Here is a 19254-nt window from a genome sequence, read left to right on the forward strand (position 1 = left end):
CTAATTTTGAGTATGAAAAAAGCAGTCGATCATAACTGAAAGACTGCTTAACTCTAAAACAATATTAAAGCGTTTCTTCTTTTAAATTCTGACTCAAAAGGGATTTTAACTCTTTTACATCATTTTCAGACAAATCATTTTGATTAACAAGAACCATTTCATTTTTTATTGTTCTGATATATATGTAATTTCTGAAAATCCCCCAACATTTAAAGGCGTTCCAATGATTAGTCCCGTTACCAATATCAGAACTAACTGCAACTCCATCGGTATCAAAACAATATTCACGTTTTCCCGAAGTCAGTTTATTATCCATCTTTGAATGAACAATATTTATTACTTTTTTCTGAAATGTGTTAGCTCCGTTTATGATAATCCAGATAAAGAAAACTGAAAATAATAATCCAATAATACCATAGCCAATACGACTATTCATAAAGCAAAGAATCGTGTATATTAACATTATGACAGCCATCACAGACGATAACCCTGTTGCAAATTTACGTTTCTTTACATTTTTATCACTGGCTAAAACGATTTCTTTTAAAATATCTTGTTCTTGCTGTCCGATTTCAATACTGTATCTAACCATAATAAGAATCTCCTTTAAACATTTTAATGATATTAGTATATTACCACAAGTTTGTGTTCAAAATGTGGGATTCTTAATTTTACGCTCCAATAATCTTATTGAATAACTGTAACAATACGTCTTTTACGCCGGATGCATTGAATACAAGACCAACGGCTATTAAGGCAACTACCAAGAATCCGATGAGTTTGGAAAACTCACGCTTGAATCCCAAGTAGATACCGATAACAACAATCGCCATCAACACAAGGCTCTGTGCATTGCTTAAAAACCAGTTATAAAGGTTTTGTCCAAAATTCATGCTTTCTTTTCTCCTTTCAGTTCCATCATTTTTCTGTCAGACTGTCTGCCAGCCTGTAAAATACACATGGCAACCACGCCAACTGTTCCCCCTAAAGAGAAGAACAGGAAGTCAAATAATAATCGTTGCATTTTTCAATTCTCCTTTTCTAAAATCACATCTTCGGTAGATGTGGTCTGTTGTTCGATTATCTTGTAGTGTTTTTCCGTCAGTTTTGTGGATTTACGGATTTCTTTCAGATAATCAACGCCTGTTTTTGCTGTGATTGTTTCCAGCATTTTAAGTGTCGGGTCAACCTGCCGTTGAATCCAGCGTAGGGTTCTGTCCAATGTGTAGGGTTCGGGTTTGGTCGTGAGCTTTAACGGCTCTCTGTTTTCCCCGATGAACCACGCCCAGCGGACAGATAATTTCCAGTCGCTCCGTTTCTTGTCTGCTTCCTTATCCACAAAGCGTACATAACGGTTGATAATAGAAAATGCCGTCCGTTCAGCGTCATAGTAAGTCAGCAGGTCACGGACAGCATAATAAGCACGTTCATTTTTTAACCGTATTTCAAATCTGTTTTTTATCGGTGCTTCCTCAATGGGAATCCCAAGTTTGATGTACTGCTCATAGCTTTTTTCATAGACACAGAAGTACACCTCACTTTTCAATGAGCCGATATAAAGTGTATAGCCCATACCAGCCTTGTCCTGTTCCTCATGCTTGACCAGTTCGCCGGAAGCATAGGACTTAAAGGAACGGAACACCGATACACATTCCTCATTCCGGCATTTTTCGGTCAGTTCTGGAATATCCAACATTCCTGTATGGTCATTGATGGCAAGGTCAAGGCGTTTCATCACACCACCGTCCACCAGAGCGTCCATAAGGAAATCATACCAGCTCCGTTCCTGTGCCAGCAGATAACTTTCAAACTGGCGACAGCCTTTTCCTTTCAGTTCCAGCAGGACACCTTTTTCTTCATCGGGAGAAGTATATACGAAAATATCTCCGATGTAGTAGTGTTCCGTGTAGCTGTAATGCCCGAAGTCCTCATGTATCATGTACTGGATATTGAGCTGTAAGATGTCCTTAATGATGTGTCCAATATCCAGTGTCGGAAACCGTATCCTCACATAATCAAACAGCATGGTAAGCGGTGCTTCTGGATTGAATTTTTCCAGAGCTTCCAAAAGTTTCACTTTCATTTCTTCTGTGACCGCCACCTTGCCGGATTCGATACGGCTTAAATGTTCACGGCTGATTCCAGCCATGACCGCAAGTTTCGTCTGGGATACACCGTACTGCAAACGTCTGTCTGCAAAATCCTGTATCCACTCTGTATCATTCAGTGCGATACCCCCTTTACGAAAAAACTGTGACATTTTATATCCGATGTCACAGCAGTAAAAAAAGCTACCAAATGCTTGATTTCAGCCAAGAATCGGTAACTTTTGTGTATGTTTCCTTGTGATTTGTGCCCCTCTGTTAGATACCGAGGGGCTTAATATATGCTGGCGTGGCTACCGCCACACCAGCAAGGCTAGTCCGTACCTGTGGCTTTCGCTTCGCACGCCACCTGTCCGTCCTGCCTTATGTGTGCAAGTTCTCCAATCATACCTAAGAAATCATATCCTTTGGGTACAAGCGGAGTATAAAATTCAGATATGACACTTGTTCCCACATCACAGTATCCACGCCCTTTGATTCGCTTCTGGAAAAACTGTTTTTTCACATCGCTTCCAAAGAGCATACCGTAGCCGAGTTCACTCATGCGACCAAGCCCCACACGGAAGTTGAAATTATCTCTGATACCGTCCCCGAAATACTTTGCGTCTGGACGCTGGCAAGCCACAATCAGAAAATATCCAGCCTGTCTACCAAGCATGACGATTTTCTTTAACTGGCTTAACAGGGCGGTGCTTTCCTTTGTCGTGAGCATTTCCAAGAACGCCACATATTCATCAAAAATAAGGAACTGTGGAGCAAGCCCCAGATAGGCATAGTTTTCTCCTGTACGGTAGTTCGGGTGCAGTTTCATTTCTTCCGAGCGTGTGACCATGCCCTCATAAAAGGTATTGACACAGTCAATCATATCGTCTTTCGTGTGGTAGACGTTTTCCATGACCGTTCCCAAGTCTGCAAGGTCAGCGTTCTTTGGGTCAAGAATATATAAATCTGCATTGGTTTTAAACAGTGCTTCAATGATGGTCAGTAGAAAATAGGTCTTTCCACCGCCAGTACCACCGCAGATAAGGGCATGGGGAAGTGAATCATATTCCCACACCAGATTTTTCATTAACCGCAGACCGCCGTTTTCAGCAATCACTTCATCAATCGAAATACGGTTCGCTATCATATTATAGAGCAGGGTATATTCGATATAGCCGTCATGCAGTGTCTTATCGGTCAGCTCACAGTACAGCCCCGATTCCAGTTTATCCTCTAAGGACAGGAGCTGTTCTTGATATTTTCCCATTGTGATTTCACACAGAATATGCAACAAACCATTGTTCATCTGGTAGTAGATTTTGGGAAACCACACGATTTTTTCTCTTGATCTGCTTTGCAGGTCAGTGAAAAAAACGCTGTCTTTGGTATTTTGCGCTTCATACCATTTATTTTCCAGCACCATACGAGCCAGCTTTTGCCTGTGTAACAACTGCTTGATACGGTCATATCCGTAACGGTAGTAGAGAAAAGCGACCAATGCACAAACACCAGTCGCTATCAGAACCGTAATGGAATTGTAGGCAGTCCAAGTAATTCCGGCATGGAGCAGGTTAAAATCTTTCCAGTCTGTAACAAGAATCTGTCGCAGATTCAGTAGCAGGAACACCGCAACGAACAGAAGCAACAGCCAACCGATACAGAAGTGATAGACCAGCGATTTGTCACTGGCACGAATCCTGTTACCTTTCTTTTTCCACATCATACGCTAACACCTCTTATTTCTTCGGCGGTTGCTGTGGAACATTGTTCTGTGGATTTCCGGCATGAGTAGCTTTATTTTTCAAAATAATATCATCTGCCTTTACATACCAGTCCACATCTGCACCACGATAATTTGCATTTGCTACCGTGTCTGCAACAGGATTGATAAGTTCCACTTCGGCATTGTAATCATAGTCCTTTAACGGCACAGTCGCCGGAACGGATACCTGTATCATGCGTCCCTGTGTGTTGCACTTCAAATCGTAGGTACGTTCCTTGATTTCTTCACTGACCGTTCCATCTTCATTCTGCACATGAACCTCACGGCGTAATGCGGAGAACTTCAACACTCCAAAAGTCTTTTCTTTATCAATGACGATTCCATTTGCTAATCTCATAATCTGAATACCCCCTTATTTACTTTCTGCTGGTAACATATCGTCTGCAAGTAAGATGTAATTGACAAATCCACGTTCTCCGATTTTATAGCCATCAGTAGTGATTCGTGGGTTGATAAGTTTTACTTTCTGCTCTGGCGAGAAATGCTTTTCGCCAGCTTTGGCAGGAAGTGTCACAACTACATCATCGGCTCTCTGCACATCGGAATACAGGTTGTAGCTTCTGGTAATGACAGCCATACGCCCGTTGATTCTCTGTTGTTCCGTAGTATTTTCTCCGGCAAACTCCAAGTTTCCGAATGTCTTTTCCATGTTTGGTACGACAAATCTTAATTCCATAAATAATTGACCTCTTTTCTTTCTGTTTTAGTTTCTTTCCTGCTGTACTTTGTGGGAAGCTACACTCCCCACGCCCCTAGTGGACTTCACACTCCCGTAAATCAGAGCTTCACGGGAGCGTGAAGTTGTAAAAAGGGTGGCGACCTTGAACGCTCTACCAACCGCTACCTTACCGCCTTACGATTTCTTTCTACGGCGTTTGAAGTAAAGCATACCGCCAAGCCCTACGCAGGAAAGACCGAGCATGGCAAGATACGCATAGATATTGGTATTGTCGCCTGTTTTTGGGCTGTCACTTGTCTTAGTAACCGTAGATGGTGTATCCGGCGTGTCGGTATCCTTTGGTGTGTCTGGGACTTCCGGCACTTCCTTGATTGTCACAGTCTGTCCATCGTCTGCGATGTCCTTATGTTCCGTCACTTTCTTTGGTTCATCTGGATTAGTCATATCGTATAATTCCTCAAAGGTGACAAGGCTCTTGCCACCAAGAGAAGAACCATCAAAGGTAAAGGCAATCTCAACCGTCAATTTTTCATTGTCGGCTGTGAACTCATAATCATTGGATACTTTCTTTCCGTCAATCAGAAGTTCGACATTTTCCTCTTTTAACATCTGCCAGCCAGAAAGTTTGTATTTAGTTCCAACTTCCAGACCATCTAATGTGACTTTATCCACAATCGTTACATCTTTTCCGGCTTCAATTTCTTTCTTGCCGTTCTTGTCTGTAGCGGTCGTATGGATTTTGATAATACGTTCTGTGATAAGAACCGTCTGTCCATCATCGTTGATGTCTTTATGTTCGGCAACCTTGACAGGCTCTTTCGGATTGCTCATATCGTACAATTCCTCAAAAGTAACAAGGTTCTGACCGCCAAGAGCTGAACCATCAAAACTGTAAGTAATTTCAACTACCATTTTTTCGCTGTCAGCAGTGAAAGTGTAATCACTGTCTACACGTTTCCCGTCTATCAGAAGTTCGGCGTTTTCTTCCTTTAACATCTGCCAGCCGGAAAGTTTATATTTTCTGCCTGTTTCCAAGCCATCAAGTGTGACTTTGTCCACGATCTTGATGTCTTTTCCGGCAACAATCATTTTTTCGCCTGTTTTCTTGTCGGTAGCTGTGGTATGGATTGTGATTTCTTTTTCGTATTCATCGGTCAGTGTCCCTAAATCTACGGTCACTTTATTTCTGGATACGACCACCTCAAAAGCTGGAATCAGCTTAAATCCGGCGTTGGAATCACACTTTAATTCCTCAATCACATAGGTATCATAAAGTAATGCTCCTTTGCTGTCGTCTGGTTCAGATGTACCGAACCATACACCGTCCTCACTGGATTTTCCGGCATTGGTATTGACCTTGTGAGAAGCCCAGCTTGAAGCAGTGGAGAACTGACCGTTTTTGTCAGTAACTACAATATGGGATTCTCCCGTTGTCTTGCTTGTGATTCTGAATGGAACACCTGCAAGTCGTTTGTGTGTACCTGCACCGATTTTTACACCCTCAATATCGCCACGCTTAATCTGGTTGTAGACAGAGTGGGATTTATCGGTCAAGTCCACGATTTTTCCATCTTCTGTGATAGAAAAGTCGATTGCTTTTGCACCGCCTGTTAAGTAGCCCTCTGGTGCTTTGCTTTCTTCTAATCTGTAATTTCCGTAAGGGAGCAAGTCAGCAGAAGTAGAAGCAATTCCGTCAATTCCTGTCTGAATCTTCTTGACAGTTTCATTCTTGTTGTATAATTTTCCCTCAACCAGTACAGGACTGTCATTTAAGGAAATGATATTAAATTCTGTGTACTGTAAGGTAGCACTTCCCTGTGCTTTGGTATCCTTTGTTTCAAGGTCACGTTTCTGGATTTTCACACCGCCACGAATAACCTTATCGGATACGGAATACTGGTTGCTTCCAGAAAGTACGGCAAGTTCGCCATCTTCGGAAATCTGTGTAAGGTATGTTCCCTTAATCTGTTCGGAACTTCCGTCAGCCTGCATATATGCACCATCTAATAAGTAGCCGTTTGGTGCTTTTGTTTCTGTGACAGTGAGTGTACCAAGTGGCAGTACATTTTTACCGTCCTGTGTATAGAAGCTGTCGCCGGATACTTTGTAACTGTCGGCAAGTCTGGATACATAATGGATAGTTCCGTCACTGTCTTTTTCTGCAACGGTTTTAGTTGTCCATGTACGGGTAGCCTTTGCAGGAAGATTGTCTGCATTGTAGTAACCGTCATAATAGCTCCATGTGAACTCTGCACCCTCTAAAGAAGCAGTTCCCTGTGGAGTGGATTTTCCTGTTTCCATGTCAATTTTGAATAAATCAATCAAAGTCTCTGTGACCTTTGGAGTGTCAGCAACAGTTAATGTCGCTGTTTTTCCAACTTCCACATTTAAGGCATGGACAGTAGAATCCAGCTTGTAACCCTTTGGAGCAGAAAGCTCTTTGATGTAAACTGTTCCGGCTTTTACCTCAACTTCTTTGGTATCGCCGTTTCCATCGGCAGTAAGTGTGGCAAGCTGGCTGTTACAGCCCTTATCAGAATAGACACCAAATGTCGCACCCTCAAAGGAATAGTTGGCATTTCCATCTGTGACCGTGGGATTGGAAGAAGTCTTTTTGACCTTTGCATTTCCCACATTTAACTTCGCCCAGAACTGTCCGATGTCCTGTCCTTCGCCAGTATAAATGTAACCGCCACATTCATAACGTCCCTTGTTTGCTTTCACAAATGCTTTCGCACCAGCGTACACTTCATTCTGTACCGACTGTGAGATTTCATTATAGGAAGCTCTGACGTTGTCACACTGCCAGCCAAGCTGTTCACTCAATCTCTGCCAGACAACACACTGTTCCAACAAATACTTCTGGTTGTTATTCAGTCCGGTATGAGTAGCGGTATATTGCTTGACGTACTCTAAGGAAAGAGCAACGTCCGCAATCTGATCACTACTCATGCGTGTACTTGCGTCAGACCTTGTTTTATATCCATTCTTGAAATTGGTATTGATGTCCACGCAGTAGGCAGTTTCGCCCTCAACTTTCATGTGTCCCTCATGGAACGTAGATTTGATAGAACCATCATTCATAACGTGTTCAATGTAGCCGACACGTTCTGCTGATTCTGTCCAGTATTGATTGCCGGAAGCATGAACCGCCGTCACTGGTAATGCCGTAAGAATGGTTGCAAAAGCAAGCGTTCCTGTCAGCAATCGCTTTACTAGCTTATTCATATTTTCTCTTTCTCCTTTCGATTTTGGGTATGAAAAAAGACGCTCATTTCTGAACGTCCTTTAACTTAATTAAATTCAACCTAACGGGTATCTTGTTTCCATGTGATAAATGATTTTAAATACGATTGTAACAAATTATCAGTAATTCCCGAAAAAGTGGTTGGTTTGCTAACAGCCTGCTAACACTCTAAAGGATATAATTGAATATTAGAGTTTATTAACAGAGCCGTTGTGCAAGCCCCTTTTCCGCTTTTTGGGGCGTTAAACGTCCCTTACAGGATAATCGAACTACTGCATACTAACCGCCACAGGGAACTCCTAAGCGCTAGTTGTGGGTTCGATTCCCGCCGGGAACATTTGATTTTGCAACAGTGAAGATCGAAGCTTCATTGTTGTTTTTTTATTTTATGGTGCTTGCGAGCAACGAAAAAATATAAAAATGAGTAATTGGAGCACCGAAAAGACAAAACAAGCACCGAGAACTAAATCTATCCAAGCACCCAATGGTTCAAAATATTCTGAGCAGTAATGCTTTTTCCATTTTGCTTGATATTCTTGCAGAGGAAATCCAAATTTCCTTTTTGGAGGAACTACACAGAATAGATGCGGTAGTGTTTTCTTGTTCACAAGAACAGTAGACGGACATGGTGCTGTACAAACGTTAGAAGTAAAGTTGATTAGTTTTGCTGTATGGGGAATTTTTTATCTTGGCGTATTAGCGATAGAATGGAAAAAAGAGAAAAGCATAAAGGATATAGTTATGGAGAATATTTGTTATGATTAGAAAGTTGCTGAACGGAGATATCGATAGAGTTGCTGACATATGGTTAAAGACAAATCTGAAAGCACATTATTTTATTTCCAATCAATACTGGAAAAGTAATTATGAATTAGTGAAAGAAATGATGCCACAATCCGAAGTCTATGTGTTTGAAGCGGATAAAATGATACAAGGATTTGTAGGACTAAATGATGAATATATCGAAGGTATTTTTGTCTCTGATGAAATGCAGTCATGTGGCATAGGTAAATTTTTATTGGATTATATTAAGGATAAAAAAGTTAGCTTACGATTAAATGTATACCAGAAGAATGCCAGAGCAATTTCTTTTTACCAAAGAGAAGGGTTCATTATTCAATGTGAAGATTTGGATGAAGCTACTGGTGAAAAAGAGTACACCATGCTATGGAAACGAAAATAGAAATCGGAATTTGTGATGGTAGATAATATGGAATGGTTTAATGTTTTTGGGCTGATTTTTATTGCAGTCATTATGATACCCAATGTTGTATTTGCGATTAAGTGCAAAGATGGATTTGATAATAAGTGGAACAATAAATATGTTGAGGTCACAGAACAAGTAGGGAGATTGGGTTGTTTCGGATTCATGATAATCAATATTCCGGGAACTTGTTTCGGGTGGTGGTCTGACGAAGCATTTGCACTATATCTGATTGTAGATACCATATTGGTAATCAGATTTCCTGTCTGGATGATTTTATGGATCTGTATGAAAAGCCTTATCAGAGATGCAGTATCGTTTTTTTCGTTTCTTGTGAAAAAATTTGTAGTTATTTGTAAGAATTTGTCGAGAAGTGTGCTATATTTTAATCTGCTGACAAGCGGAAAGTTATATGAACACCTTGCCGAAATTGATACTTCGGCTCGTGATATGGTGGAATATCTGATAAAGGAAATGGCAAAGAAGCAAGGTGTAACGGAAGAACTGAAAGCAACGGATATGATGAGATGGATAGGATTGATGAATAACATTCGAGCCTGTGCCGATGAGATTGTATTGAATGATATTGTGTATTCCTAACGGATACCAACCGAAGAAGAACTGCTGTCAAACCGATGGCAGTTTTTCTTTTTCGGAAAGTATTCAAGAAGTCATTAAGTTGCGAGTATAATCGAAGTGGTAGAAAAGTTACCTATTATATCGGTTGTAACTTTTTTATGAACTCTATTGACAAGAAAACTTGGTATGTATATAATTAAAATATGCAAAGAAAACTTGGTATGGAGGTGCTTTTATGAAAAAGGACGAAATTTTAAATGCAAGCAGAAAAGAACATCGCAATAAGGACTTGGCTGAAATGGAAGTGGTATATCAAGCTGGAAGTCACGCAAGCAGAGTTGGTGCTTTAGTGTGTTGTTTGCTTTCGCTGTTATCTTCTGTGCTTGCTCATACTATGATTTACAGTCCGTGGGTTATATACTTCAGCATTATTGCAACACAATGGTTAGTTCGTTTTATCAAAATGAAGCGAAAGAGTGATTTGGTCTTGACCGTTCTGTTTTTTGTGCTTTCCATTTTGGCATTTGTTGGATTTGTTAGCCATCTTTTAGAGGTGAGAATATGAAAGAACAATTACAACTGAAAAATCACTTAAAGGAAGTTCGCACAGAAGCAAATCTTTCTCAAGCTCAGCTTGCAGAAATGGTAGGGGTATCAAGAAATACCATTAGTTCTATTGAAACAGGACAGTTTAATCCAACTGCAAAATTGGCTCTAATTCTTTGTATTGCATTGGACAAAAAATTTGAGGAACTATTCTATTTTTAGGAGGTCATTATGGAAAATATTATAATATTGATTTTGGGAGTGTTCATATCTGTTGTGGGAATTGTAAATATCAAAGGCAATATCAGCACAATTCACTCTTATAACAGGCGAAAAGTAAAGGAAGAAGATATACCAAAGTATGGAAAAACAGTCGGCACAGGAACGCTGATTATAGGAATATCTCTTGTATTAGGTTTTATTGTTTCGTTTTGGAGTGAAATAATTATAGATTATATCATTCTTCCAGCAGTTATTGTCGGATTAGGCTTTATATTGTATGGACAGTTCAAATACAATAAAGGAATTTTTTGAGAATCAGGGAGGTATAAAGATGGAATTGAACACAATATCAGGTCTGGCGATAGCGGGAGTTATCTGCTCCGTTGTCCTCTCGATGGGGGTACCGATTACTTTGTTCATTGCAGGAAGGGTGAAGCTTAAGGCAAGGATTTCCTCGTTCTTTATCGGAGCAGGAACCTATTTGCTGTTTGCCATGCTGTTGGAGCAGCTGTTGCATGTTCTTGTCATTCGGTTCTGCGGACTGAACGCACAGAGCAGGCCATGGCTTTACTATGTGTACGCGGCTTTGGCTGCAGCTGTTTTTGAAGAGACCGGAAGACTGATTGCCATGAAGTTCTGGATGAAGAAATGGCTGGATTTTCCAAATGCACTGATGTATGGAATCGGGCATGGCGGTGTGGAGGCTATTCTGCTCGGAGGACTCTCCGGAATCAGCAATCTTGTGTCCATGCTGATGATCAACAGCGGAGCCATGCAGAATACGCTGGCGGCACTTCCTGCTGAGTCTGCAAACCAGACCGTGTCACAGCTGTCGGCCCTATGGACAACACCGGCACCACTCTTTTTTGTAAGCGGAATCGAAAGAATCAGTGCTATCATTCTGCATATCGGGTTGTCACTGCTGATCTACCGGGCGGTAAAGGCAGGCAAATACAGGACAGCGGCTTTTACAGCGGTTCTTGCATATGGGATTCATTTTATCGTGGACTTCTTTGCCGTGGCAGGTCCGGCGCTTCTTCCCATCTATGTGATTGAAATTGGTGTCTTTGTGATGGCAGCCGGAACTCTTGTTATGGCACTGAAGATGGGAAGGATGGAAGAACTGTGAATTCCAGTTTTCTGCTATCATAAAACAGAATATATCTGACAGAACGCACCGTAGAAATACGGTGTTTTTTGTTACCCCAAACCCACAATTTCATACACAACCACAGGTTAGTACAAACACCTTGCGATTTTTTGAAAGGCTTAGAAAGGAAATTTTCCCTGATTTTTGCCCCAAGAAATGACACAAACAAGGCTTAATGTATCTTTCCTGTGGTTTTTATTTTCGGCAGGAAAGGAGGATTGCTTGCTCTGCCGAGAAAGGAGAACGAAATGGCGAAAAGCAACAAGGCGGATATGAGTTGTGCAAGGGTAAAAAGTACACCGTTTCTGATGTGAGCAAGGCGGAAAGGCACAACGAACGCAAGAATGAAACCTATGAAAATATAAATATGATTGAGGAACGCATACCCTATAATGTGCATTTCAAAAAGCCTTTTGCTCCGACCTATATGGAGCAATTAAAGCAGATGGAAGCTGACGGTATGGTGTCGCTTCGTGGGTTGAGAAAAGACGCAACGCTCTTTAACGAGATTGCGATTAAGTGCAAAGATGGATTTGATAATAAGTGGAACAATAAATATGTTGAGGTCACAGAACAAGTAGGGAGATTGGGTTGTTTCGGATTCATGATAATCAATATTCCGGGAACTTGGTTCGGGTGGTGGTCTGACGAAGCATTAGCACTTTCTATTATTCCTTCAATGTTGTTCTTATTTAGTGGGATTATGAGTAGGTCAGTGCTATTGATTATTGCATCAGTATTATTTGCACCAAGTCATATTGTGATTTCATATAAAAATGTAAAATGATATTTACAGATTCAAGTATGCAGAACTAATAGAGAAGTAACATATAAAACAATAAATATGGTCAAAAAATCATCGACATCCGACCTACAGCACGTTATAATATAGTTAATCTAATAAGAAAACCAAGTGATCATTGTTACGAAGCTGAATCGTAATGGTGGCCAACTGAGTGAACTCGATTGAACGGAATGGTTATATCCTCCGGGTGCTCCGAACACCGAAAGGTGCTTTACAGAGCTGAAAACAGGTTTTCTTATTTTGACAGGGAGTAACAGAATAGTTAGGAAAATCAAGGATTTCCTTGACTTAGGTTGATTAATCATTGTATGTATTTACAGTGGTATTTCGAGCTCCTAAGTGCTAGTTGAGGGTTTGATTCCCGCCGGGAACATTTGATTTTGCAACAGTGAAGATTGAAGCTTCATTGTTGTTTTTTTATTTTATGATGCCTTTAAGTAGAGGAAAAGACTAAGGTGAAAGAGAGCAGGATTTTATGTCTGCAGGAGGAATACAATAATGTCAAAAGATGAATATTTAATCACAGACGCACCGCTTAAAGCGTTGACAGTTTTTGCGATGCCTATGATTCTGGGGAGTTTTTTTCAACAAGTATATAATATGGCTGATTCAATAATAGTCGGTCAGTTTGTTGGTTCTTCCGCACTTGCGGCTGTTGGTGCCTGTGCAGCACTTACTAATGTTTTTATCTGTGTGGCACTCGGTGCCGGCGTAGGTGCCGGTGTGCTTGTGAGCCGTTATTTTGGTGCCAGGGATTATGGTAAAATGAAAACAATTGTGTCAACGTCACTGATTAGTTTCTTAGTTTTAAGCATACTTCTGGGAGTATTTGGATTTTGTTTTTCTCATTCAATGATGAATTTATTACAAACTCCTGCTGATATACTAGATGAAGCAGTATTGTATCTGCGTATTTATTTTTTGGGATTTCCGTTTTTATTTATGTATAATATTCTTTCAACTATGTTCACTTCAATCGGTGAATCAAAAATTCCGCTGATTCTCCTGATATTTTCGTCTGTTTTGAATATTATTATGGATTTATGGATGGTTGCGTGGCTTGGCCTTGGCGTGTTAGGTGCAGCTATTGCGACACTTATTGCACAAGGTATTTCCGCGGTGTTTTCACTTTTGATTCTTTTTTACAGGATGCGTCGTTATAAAAGTTATTTTAAATGGTTTGACAGGAAAGAATTGTGCTCAATGCTTAAAATTGCGGTTCCATCTGTTCTTCAGCAGTCCACAGTGTCAATTGGCATGATGATAGTACAGGCAGTTGTCAATCCTTTCGGTACACAGGCACTTGCAGGTTATGCTGCGACAATGAGAGTAGAAAATGTTTTTTCGTTGATATTTGTATCAATCGGTAATGCAGTTTCGCCATATGTTTCACAGAATCTGGGTGCAAAGAAAATTGAACGTATCAAAAAAGGATATCATGCGGCACTTGTGTTAGATATATGTTTTGCAATTCTTGCATTTATAATCATTGAAACACTGCACACTCAGATTTCCTCATTGTTTCTGGGTAAAGATGGAACTGCCCTGGCATATCAGGTATCAGGTGATTACATGAAATGGATTGGATATTTCTTTATTTTTATGGGGATTAAAATGGCAACAGATGGAGTGCTTCGTGGACTTGGAATCATGCGTCCATTTCTTGTTGCTAATATGGTAAATCTTGCTATTAGATTGACAGTTGCTTTGATTTTTGCACCGCGTTTTGGTATTGCATTTGTATGGCTTGCTGTACCAGCCGGCTGGCTTGCAAATTTTTTGATTTCATATATGGCACTCAGAAAATCGTGGCCGGAATAAAACTTTTGAAGCAGGATTGCATTCAATTAAATTAAAGCCACAATAGCTATATTTTAATCATGTTATGTGCTAATATATTAACATAAAATATTTAAGTTAAATATATCAGGAGAAACAATGAAAATATATATAGATTTTGATGATGTAATATGTGAGACTGCAAAATATTTTACGAAAATTGCTAAAGAACTGTTCGGAATTGATGTGCCTTACAGGCAGGTCCAGTTTTTTAATCTTCAGAAATCATTTGATTTAAGCGATGAGCAGTATGATAAATTAATGGAAGCGGGACATCTTCCTGAAAATCTGCTAAGTTATGAGGAAACGCCGGGAGCATCAGAGACAATTAACAAATGGGTTGATGAAGGGCATGAGGTTTTTATTATTACAGGAAGACCTTTTAATTCGTATGAGCCATCCAGAAAATGGCTGGACGAACATCATCTGGAGAGAGTACCTTTGTTTTGTGTCGATAAATATGGTCGTGAAATATTCGAGCATGAATACGAATATAATATGACGTTAGAACAGCTTTACAGCATGACATTTGATTTTGCAATAGAGGATTCGCCATCTGCTTTTGAACATGTTTTGCATTTTCATAATTGTAAGGTTGCTGTATTTGACCGTCCGTGGAACAGGCAGGCAGAATTTCCTAATGACAATTTTGTAAGATGCAAAAACTGGAATCAGATAGATAATGTATTTGAGGAATATGCCGGATAAACAATGATTTATTATTTTGATAAACAGGTATTAAAGATAAGGAGGCAGGTTTTATGAAAATATTTTTTTATGCCTTAAGAGAATATGATGAGCAGAAATATGTAGAAGAGTTTGCAAAAAAGTATCCGTTTGAGTATGGATTTACTTCAGATTATCCATCAATGGAAAATGTTGGACTTGCTAAGGGATATGATGCCATATCAATTATAACCAATCCTATGTATCCGGAAATACTTGATGCATTTCATGATATAGGTGTTAAGTATATATCAACAAGAAGCATAGGTTATGAGCATATTGATGTTGATTATGCTTATTCTCTTGGAATGAAAGTATCTCATGTTGTATATTCGCCAAACAGTGTGGCGAATTATGCGATTATGCTTATTCTTATGGCATGCCGTAATATGCCATGGATAATGAAAAAAGCAGATTGCCAGGATTATTCGTTATGTGGAAAAGTAGGAAAGGAATTATCTACATCGACAGTTGGTGTTATAGGTACAGGCAATATAGGAAAAACAGTTGTTAAGCATTTATCAGGTTTTGGCTGCCGTATATTAGCATACTCATATTATGAGGATGAAGAAGTGAAAAAATATGCAGAATATGTAAGTTTTGAAGAACTTATACAAAAATCAGACATTATAACACTTCATGTTCCAGGAAATGATGAGAATACACATCTTATTGATGAAACAGCATTTAAGAAAATGAAAGATGGCGTTATAATTGTCAATACAGCAAGAGGATTAATAATTGATACACAGGCTCTTATTGCATCACTTAAAAATGGAAAGGTTGGGTTTGCAGCACTCGATACTTTTGAGGGTGAAGTTGGACTTTATTATCTTAATAAGGAAACACAGAGACTTGATAACGATAATATGGCAATCTTGAAGAGTTTTCCTAATGTAATATTGTCACCTCACATGGCATTTTATACTGAGCAGGCTGTGTCTGATATGGTAGAAAATTCGATTAAAGGTATTATTGGATTTGAGTGTGGCGAAGATAACAGATTGGCAGTTAAATAATTTGGATGTGTGAACAGGAGAGCAACTTTATATGGAGTGGAAAAATAAGCACGTAAATCGTAACATGATTTACGTGCTTATTAATAGTTAGTTATAACTACCAAATTTTACTTAAAATATTCAAGTGCAGTATTAAGTTCATTTGACTGATTCTGCATTTCCTCAGCCATATTTGTAACATTGTGCATCATGGCATTTAACTCTTCAATATTAGCATTCATTTCTTCTGATGCTGCAGCATTGGTTGAGCTGACATCTGCAAGATTGTTGCTAGTTGTTGTTATTTTATTATTAAGCTCTACCATCTGGTCAACCTGTGCTTTAATTTCATCTGCCTTATCTGCTGTTAATGTAATCTGTGCGTCAAGTTCATTAAATTCTTTCAGCACTGTATTAATAGATTCTTTCTGTTCCAGATTATGTTCTACAATTTTTTTAGAATCATTTACACATGTATCACATTCATTAACAAGTTCTGAGATGATTTCACGGATATTGTTAAGTTCATTGCCGGTATTATCGGAAAGTGTACGGATTTCTTCTGCAACTACAGCGAATCCTTTTCCGGCCTCGCCCGCACGGGCAGCTTCGATTGAGGCATTTAAAGATAAAAGATTAGTCTGTTCTGATATTTCTTCAATTACGGAAATAATCTGGCCTACTTTGTCAACAATCTCATTTACCTTGCCGATTCGTGCTGATATTTCATTGATGCCGGCATCCATAATTTCGCTGCTTTCCTGCATCTGGTGCATCTTTTCATTCATTGACTGGCTGTTTTCCTGAACGGAAGCTGTCTGTTTTTTGATATCTGTAACAGAGTTGTCTATGTGTTCTGACTCAAGAGACATTGTTTCAAGTGAATTATTAATATCGGCTATTGCATTGGCCATATTTGTTGAGCCTTCTGCAACATCCTGAACTGCACGTGATATTTCATTATTGGCAGAAAGTGTCTGGTTGCTTGTCTCGTTCAAGTCAGTGCTGTTTTTTGACATCGTATTTCCGGCAGTCCTGATTTTTTCTACTATTGTGCTTAATGAACTGCTCATAGACTGCATTTCTTCGGTTATAAGACCAATTTCGTCATTCGACTTTTTGATTTTTGAAAAATCAGCATTCAGATTACCATCAGCAATTTCTTTGATGAGTCTGCTTAATGATGAAAGCGGACGGGCAATTGATCTGCTGAAAAAATATGCAACAATAAGGGCAACGATGATAATACCAATAAGAATATATCCTGCAATGCGGGTAATTCGTGTAATTCCGCTTAATGCATCATTTTCATCGGCACTGACTACAACAATATCATGGTTATCAAGGATAACATAACCGGCGTATTTTACAACACCGTTATAATCATAATCAACTATTGCAGGTTCAGGTTGTTTTCCTGATTTAATCTGTGTTACAAGACTATTGATAAGACTGTTTTCAACCGGCTTGCCGACTTTATCCTTTGTATTATGATATAACATGGTTCCGTCAGAGGATACGATATAGACATAAGAGCTGTCCACACCTGTGAGTTTTGTGTCTTTAAGTATACGTGCATATTCGTCATATGAAAGAGATTTGTTGTTATTGATATGCATTTCATTAGAGACGAGTTCGGCAGATGTTTTGGCCATGCTCATCATATTGTTTTTGACAGAGGAGCGTATAAGTATTCTTGAATTATTTACAATCAGAATTATACTTATAAGATTAGAGAGAATAAGTGCCGCAGTTACAAGTATACAAATCTTGACTGCTATAGTGCCTTTTTTCTTTTGAGTTTGTTTTTTCATGATAAATTAAAAATCTCCTTTCATATGTTTATTGTAATTTAATAAACTTATTATTATTTTTATAATACTACAAACTGTTAAAAATTCAATGATTTTATAGCTGTATTGCTGATATATTACATTTTACTTCGATATTTTTTGGTGCATAGTGATGGGTGTGTAGTAATATAAAAACAAGTTGACAAATATTTATTTGTAATTTAAACTGAATATAAATTAAATACTTTCTCGTGAGGGAGTAGTTCGCGTGTATACGTGATTTGTCAACAGACCCGATTTTTAATCTGGCAAATCTTAATGAATGAGACTCATGTATGTCTGATATGGCATTTTATGTCATCAGATATACATGAGCCTCTTTTTTTATGCGGCAGAATGCGTTCTTCACAGATTATATGACGGCAGGAATAATATCCTGCATCAGGCATTGTAATCATATTAAAAAAGGAGACAAAAATATGGAAATTTTAAAATCAGCAGCGATTCTTGTAATCGGATTTGTTCTGCTTATTAAAGGAGCAGATTTTTTTGTTGAAGGAAGTTCTTCAGTAGCAAAGAAATTCAATGTTCCTTCACTTATAATCGGTATGACTATTGTGGCAATGGGGACGAGCCTTCCCGAACTGGCAGTCAGTGTTACAGCTTCTATAACAGGAAATAATACGTTGGCTGTAAGTAATGTGTCAGGTTCTAATATTTTTAATCTTATGGTTGTCTGTGGAGCCTGTGCATTGTTTGCACCGCTTACAATAGAAAAAAATACTCTTATGAAAGAGTTCCCATTTTCAATTGTTTGTGCAGGATTGCTTGTAGTTTTTGGATTTATCGGGATGAAACTTGGAAGAGTTGATGGAATTATTTTCCTTGTGATTTTTGTGGCATATCTTCTCTGGATGATTTATTCTGCAAAAAAGGCAAGAAGCGAAGGTGACAAATTTGAAACTGAAGAAGAGGAAATGGCAGAAGAAATAAAGATTCTTCCGATGTGGAAATGCTTGTTATATATAGTTGGTGGAATGATTGCGATTAAGTTTGGCGGAGATTTCGTTGTTAATGGCGCCTCATCTATAGCTGCAGGATTCGGATTGAGCCAGACTCTTATAGGTCTTACGATTGTTGCGTTGGGAACAAGTCTTCCTGAACTTGTAACTTCTATAGTTGCAGCAAGAAAAAATGAAGTTGATATGGCACTCGGAAATGTAATTGGTTCTAACATTTTTAATATTTTATTAATTCTTGGTGTTGCAGCAGCAATTAGCCCTGTTACATTTATTATGGAAAATATTATAGATATAATTATTCTCATTATTATGAGTACGGTTGTATGGATATTTGCATGGACATCAAAGAAGATAAACCGCAAAGAAGGAATAATAATGTTACTTGTATATGTGGTTTATATGGTATATATATGTATCAGGTAAATTAAATGAATAACGTAAGACTTTGATATTTAAAGTTAAAAAGTGTCCCTGAAAGCTGAACTTTCCAGGACACTTTTTTATTTACGCGTGTAACGAGCCAAAGTCCGTGCTTGCACGAGACCTTGGCGACTGCCGCGATAACTTGAGAAAC

General features: G+C 38.9%; 20 protein-coding genes and 1 pseudogene. 12 read left to right on the forward strand and 9 right to left on the reverse strand.

Annotated elements, in window-relative coordinates; translation table 11 throughout:
- Positions 1-64: 64 nt before the first annotated feature.
- The 8 genes from WMO38_RS11855 to WMO38_RS11890 all read right to left on the reverse strand — a co-directional run bounded on the left by WMO38_RS11855 (position 65) and on the right by WMO38_RS11890 (position 7777).
- On the reverse strand, positions 65-592 hold the full coding sequence (locus tag WMO38_RS11855) for a YcxB family protein (RefSeq protein WP_055158620.1): 528 nt from the start codon (positions 590-592) through the stop codon (positions 65-67).
- Between the two features lie 79 nt (positions 593-671).
- Positions 672-893 (reverse strand): hypothetical protein, encoded by a 222-nt coding sequence (locus WMO38_RS11860; protein WP_055060385.1) that lies wholly within the window; start codon positions 891-893, stop codon positions 672-674.
- Entirely contained in the window at positions 890-1024 is a 135-nt protein-coding gene (locus tag WMO38_RS11865; RefSeq protein WP_081021271.1) for a DUF3789 domain-containing protein, read from the reverse strand. Before WMO38_RS11865 ends, WMO38_RS11860 begins: the two co-directional genes overlap by 4 nt.
- A gap of 3 nt (positions 1025-1027) precedes the next feature.
- Positions 1028-2260: a MobT family relaxase gene (gene mobT, locus WMO38_RS11870; protein WP_055067929.1), complete on the reverse strand. Its 1233-nt coding sequence runs from the start codon at positions 2258-2260 to the stop codon at positions 1028-1030.
- A gap of 158 nt (positions 2261-2418) precedes the next feature.
- A complete protein-coding gene (locus WMO38_RS11875; RefSeq protein ID WP_349162858.1) occupies positions 2419-3810 on the reverse strand; it encodes a helicase HerA domain-containing protein in 1392 nt (463 codons plus the stop codon).
- 13 nt (positions 3811-3823) lie between these two features.
- On the reverse strand, positions 3824-4207 hold the full coding sequence (locus tag WMO38_RS11880; RefSeq protein ID WP_173791297.1) for a YdcP family protein: 384 nt from the start codon (positions 4205-4207) through the stop codon (positions 3824-3826).
- Positions 4208-4222: 15 nt separating this feature from the next.
- Complete coding sequence (locus WMO38_RS11885; protein WP_008704175.1) at positions 4223-4546, reverse strand: YdcP family protein; 324 nt, start codon at positions 4544-4546, stop codon at positions 4223-4225.
- Between the two features lie 177 nt (positions 4547-4723).
- Complete coding sequence (locus WMO38_RS11890) at positions 4724-7777, reverse strand: VaFE repeat-containing surface-anchored protein (protein ID WP_349162859.1); 3054 nt, start codon at positions 7775-7777, stop codon at positions 4724-4726.
- A gap of 619 nt (positions 7778-8396) precedes the next feature.
- Between WMO38_RS11890 and WMO38_RS11895 the strand changes: the two genes are divergently transcribed.
- The 11 genes and pseudogenes from WMO38_RS11895 (at position 8397) to WMO38_RS11945 (ending at position 15886) form a co-directional block, all read left to right on the forward strand.
- A complete protein-coding gene (locus WMO38_RS11895; protein WP_349162860.1) occupies positions 8397-8561 on the forward strand; it encodes a DUF3923 family protein in 165 nt (54 codons plus the stop codon).
- A complete protein-coding gene (locus WMO38_RS11900) occupies positions 8554-8979 on the forward strand; it encodes a GNAT family N-acetyltransferase (protein WP_186837537.1) in 426 nt (141 codons plus the stop codon). Before WMO38_RS11895 ends, WMO38_RS11900 begins: the two co-directional genes overlap by 8 nt.
- Before the next feature lie 15 nt (positions 8980-8994).
- Positions 8995-9600 (forward strand): TnpV protein, encoded by a 606-nt coding sequence (locus WMO38_RS11905; protein ID WP_349162861.1) that lies wholly within the window; start codon positions 8995-8997, stop codon positions 9598-9600.
- A 214-nt stretch (positions 9601-9814) separates the two neighbouring features.
- A complete protein-coding gene (locus WMO38_RS11910) occupies positions 9815-10144 on the forward strand; it encodes a DUF6442 family protein (protein ID WP_005608366.1) in 330 nt (109 codons plus the stop codon).
- A complete protein-coding gene (locus tag WMO38_RS11915) occupies positions 10141-10347 on the forward strand; it encodes a helix-turn-helix transcriptional regulator (protein WP_003865061.1) in 207 nt (68 codons plus the stop codon). The genes WMO38_RS11910 and WMO38_RS11915 overlap by 4 nt, the downstream gene beginning before the upstream one ends.
- Positions 10348-10356: 9 nt before the next feature.
- Positions 10357-10659, forward strand: a complete 303-nt coding sequence (locus WMO38_RS11920) for a hypothetical protein (RefSeq protein ID WP_118582810.1) — start codon at positions 10357-10359, stop codon at positions 10657-10659.
- Between the two features lie 19 nt (positions 10660-10678).
- Positions 10679-11476, forward strand: coding sequence for a YhfC family intramembrane metalloprotease (locus WMO38_RS11925; protein ID WP_349162862.1), 798 nt, complete (start codon positions 10679-10681; stop codon positions 11474-11476).
- Positions 11477-11774: 298 nt separating this feature from the next.
- Positions 11775-12284, forward strand: a complete 510-nt coding sequence (locus tag WMO38_RS11930) for a plasmid recombination protein (protein WP_349162863.1) — start codon at positions 11775-11777, stop codon at positions 12282-12284.
- Between the two features lie 504 nt (positions 12285-12788).
- Positions 12789-14123, forward strand: a pseudogene (locus WMO38_RS11935) (MATE family efflux transporter); the annotation flags it as partial.
- Positions 14124-14240: 117 nt separating this feature from the next.
- Positions 14241-14849, forward strand: a complete 609-nt coding sequence (locus WMO38_RS11940) for a 5' nucleotidase, NT5C type (RefSeq protein ID WP_349162864.1) — start codon at positions 14241-14243, stop codon at positions 14847-14849.
- A 53-nt stretch (positions 14850-14902) separates the two neighbouring features.
- Positions 14903-15886, forward strand: a complete 984-nt coding sequence (locus WMO38_RS11945; protein WP_021865603.1) for a D-isomer specific 2-hydroxyacid dehydrogenase family protein — start codon at positions 14903-14905, stop codon at positions 15884-15886.
- A gap of 107 nt (positions 15887-15993) precedes the next feature.
- On the opposite strand, the gene WMO38_RS11950 is transcribed toward WMO38_RS11945, so the two are convergent.
- On the reverse strand, positions 15994-17679 hold the full coding sequence (locus WMO38_RS11950) for a methyl-accepting chemotaxis protein (RefSeq protein WP_349162865.1): 1686 nt from the start codon (positions 17677-17679) through the stop codon (positions 15994-15996).
- A gap of 458 nt (positions 17680-18137) precedes the next feature.
- On the opposite strand from WMO38_RS11950, the gene WMO38_RS11955 reads away from it, so the two are divergent.
- On the forward strand, positions 18138-19103 hold the full coding sequence (locus WMO38_RS11955) for a calcium/sodium antiporter (protein WP_349162866.1): 966 nt from the start codon (positions 18138-18140) through the stop codon (positions 19101-19103).
- The last annotated feature ends 151 nt before the right edge of the window (positions 19104-19254 follow it).

The sequence above is a fragment of the Lachnospira hominis (ex Hitch et al. 2025) genome (genome assembly GCF_040096395.1).
Lineage (GTDB): Bacteria > Bacillota > Clostridia > Lachnospirales > Lachnospiraceae > Lachnospira > Lachnospira hominis.